Origin of the sequence: Pseudoalteromonas sp. BMB, assembly GCF_001709235.1 — a bacterium.
GTDB classification, from domain to species: Bacteria; Pseudomonadota; Gammaproteobacteria; order Enterobacterales; family Alteromonadaceae; genus Pseudoalteromonas; species Pseudoalteromonas maricaloris.
In genome coordinates, this window is the sequence record NZ_MBQA01000164.1 from 1 (window position 1) to 3,207 (window position 3,207).

The window sequence follows — 3,207 nt, forward strand, 5'->3', positions numbered from 1 at the left end:
CTTTAGTATTCAATATTAACTTCTGGCGAAGTTAAACTGTCTTTGACAGTACAACTTAAAACTATTTTGGGTTGTATGGTTAAGTGACTAAGCGTACACGGTGGATGCCTTGGCAGTTGGAGGCGATGAAGGACGTACTAACTTGCGATAAGCCTAGTCAAGCCAGTAAGAGGCGCTTGAGACTAGGATTTCCGAATGGGGAAACCCACCTGCTTGCAGGTATCGTTAACTGAATACATAGGTTAACGAGGCGAACGCGGAGAACTGAAACATCTAAGTACCCGTAGGAAAAGAAATCAACCGAGATTCCGAAAGTAGCGGCGAGCGAAATCGGACCAGCCCTTAAGCTTTAGTGTAGTTAGTGGAACATGCTGGAAAGCATGACGAAACAGGGTGATAGTCCCGTACACAAAAACTTATCTAAAGTGAAATCGAGTAGGTCGGAGCACGTGAAACTTTGACTGAATATGGGGGGACCATCCTCCAAGGCTAAATACTCCCAACTGACCGATAGTGAACCAGTACCGTGAGGGAAAGGCGAAAAGAACCCCTGTGAGGGGAGTGAAATAGAACCTGAAACCGTGTACGTACAAGCAGTAGGAGCCTACTTGTTGGGTGACTGCGTACCTTTTGTATAATGGGTCAGCGACTTATATTCTGTAGCGAGGTTAACCATTTAGGGGAGCCGTAGCGAAAGCGAGTCTTAACTGGGCGCTTAAGTTGCAGGGTATAGACCCGAAACCCGGTGATCTAGCCATGGGCAGGTTGAAGGTTGAGTAACATCAACTGGAGGACCGAACCCACTAACGTTGAAAAGTTAGGGGATGACCTGTGGCTAGGAGTGAAAGGCTAATCAAACCGGGAGATAGCTGGTTCTCCCCGAAATCTATTTAGGTAGAGCCTCGGACGAATACTTACGGGGGTAGAGCACTGTTAAGGCTAGGGGGTCATCCCGACTTACCAACCCTTTGCAAACTCCGAATACCGTAAAGTAATATCCGGGAGACACACGGCGGGTGCTAACGTCCGTCGTGGAGAGGGAAACAACCCAGACCGTCAGCTAAGGTCCCAAAGTGTATGTTAAGTGGGAAACGATGTGGGAAGGCTAAAACAGCTAGGAGGTTGGCTTAGAAGCAGCCACCCTTTAAAGAAAGCGTAATAGCTCACTAGTCGAGTCGGCCTGCGCGGAAGATGTAACGGGGCTAAACATACCACCGAAGCTACGGCTGCGTACGTAAGTATGCGGGGTAGGGGAGCGTTCTGTAAGTGGCTGAAGGTGTGCCGGGAGGCATGCTGGACATATCAGAAGTGCGAATGCTGACATGAGTAACGACAAGAGGAGTGAAAAACTCCTCCGCCGGAAGACCAAGGGTTCCTATCCCATGTTAATCAGGGTAGGGTGAGTCGACCCCTAAGGCGAGGCTGAAGAGCGTAGTCGATGGGAAACGGGTTAATATTCCCGTACTCGGTATGAATGCGATGGGGGGACGGAGCAGGCTAGGCAAGCATGGCGTTGGTTGTCCATGTGAAAGGCTGTAGGCTGGTGACTTAGGAAAATCCGGGTTGCTAAGGCTGAGAGTCGAGACGAGCCACTAAGGTGGTGAAGTTGTTGATGCCCTACTTCCAGGAAAAGCCTCTAAGCTTCAGTTCATACTGAATCGTACCCTAAACCGACACAGGTGGTCAGGTAGAGAATACTAAGGCGCTTGAGAGAACTCGGGTGAAGGAACTAGGCAAAATTGTACCGTAACTTCGGGAGAAGGTACGCTCTTGTTTGTGAAGGACTTGCTCTGTAAGCAAACGAGAGCCGCAGTGACCAGGTGGCTGGGACTGTTTATTAAAAACACAGCACTGTGCAAAATCGTAAGATGACGTATACGGTGTGACACCTGCCCGGTGCCGGAAGGTTAATTGATGGGGTTAGCTTAGGCGAAGCTCTTGATCGAAGCCCCGGTAAACGGCGGCCGTAACTATAACGGTCCTAAGGTAGCGAAATTCCTTGTCGGGTAAGTTCCGACCTGCACGAATGGTGTAACCATGGCCACGCTGTCTCCACCCGAGACTCAGTGAAATTGAAATCGCAGTGAAGATGCTGTGTACCCGCGGCTAGACGGAAAGACCCCGTGAACCTTTACTACAGCTTGGCACTGAACATTGACCCTACATGTGTAGGATAGGTGGGAGGCTTTGAAGCAGAGACGCTAGTTTCTGTGGAGCCGACCTTGAAATACCACCCTTGTAGTGTTGATGTTCTAACTTAGGCCCCTGAATCGGGGTTGAGGACAGTGCCTGGTGGGTAGTTTGACTGGGGCGGTCTCCTCCCAAAGAGTAACGGAGGAGCACGAAGGTTTGCTAAGTACGGTCGGACATCGTACGGTTAGTGTAATGGTAGAAGCAAGCTTAACTGCGAGACAGACACGTCGAGCAGGTACGAAAGTAGGTCATAGTGATCCGGTGGTTCTGAATGGAAGGGCCATCGCTCAACGGATAAAAGGTACTCCGGGGATAACAGGCTGATACCGCCCAAGAGTTCATATCGACGGCGGTGTTTGGCACCTCGATGTCGGCTCATCACATCCTGGGGCTGAAGTCGGTCCCAAGGGTATGGCTGTTCGCCATTTAAAGTGGTACGCGAGCTGGGTTTAGAACGTCGTGAGACAGTTCGGTCCCTATCTGCCGTGGGCGTTTGAGAATTGAGAGGGGCTGCTCCTAGTACGAGAGGACCGGAGTGGACGAACCGCTGGTGTTCGGGTTGTGATGCCAATTGCATTGCCCGGTAGCTACGTTCGGAACTGATAACCGCTGAAAGCATCTAAGCGGGAAGCAGGCCTCGAGATGAGTTCTCACTTTGACTTAGAGTCAACTGAAGGGCCGTTGAAGACTACAACGTTGATAGGCGAGATGTGGAAGTGCTGTGAGGCATTAAGCTAACTCGTACTAATTACCCGTGAGGCTTAACCATACAACGCCAAAGTGGTTTATAAGCGACAGAAGTTAATAGACTAAAGTAGACAAAGAATTTAATAGCTTTTTCCGGATTTACATTGATGAGGTAGACTTCATTGATGAACAGAATTTCCTGGTGACTATAGCGTTTTGGACCCACCTGACCCCATGCCGAACTCAGAAGTGAAACAAAACAGCGTCGATGATAGTGTGGATTACCCATGTGAAAGTAGAACATCGCCAGGGCCAAATAAGAGAAAC

The 3,207-nt window shown here is 49.8% G+C and carries 2 rRNA genes; both read left to right on the forward strand.

Annotated features, from left to right (window positions below):
* Nucleotides 1-77 precede the first annotated feature (77 nt).
* A 23S ribosomal RNA gene (locus BB427_RS12715) occupies nt 78-2,962 on the forward strand.
* 116 nt (nt 2,963-3,078) lie between these two features.
* A 5S ribosomal RNA gene (gene rrf / locus BB427_RS12720) occupies nt 3,079-3,192 on the forward strand.
* Nucleotides 3,193-3,207: the final 15 nt, after the last annotated feature.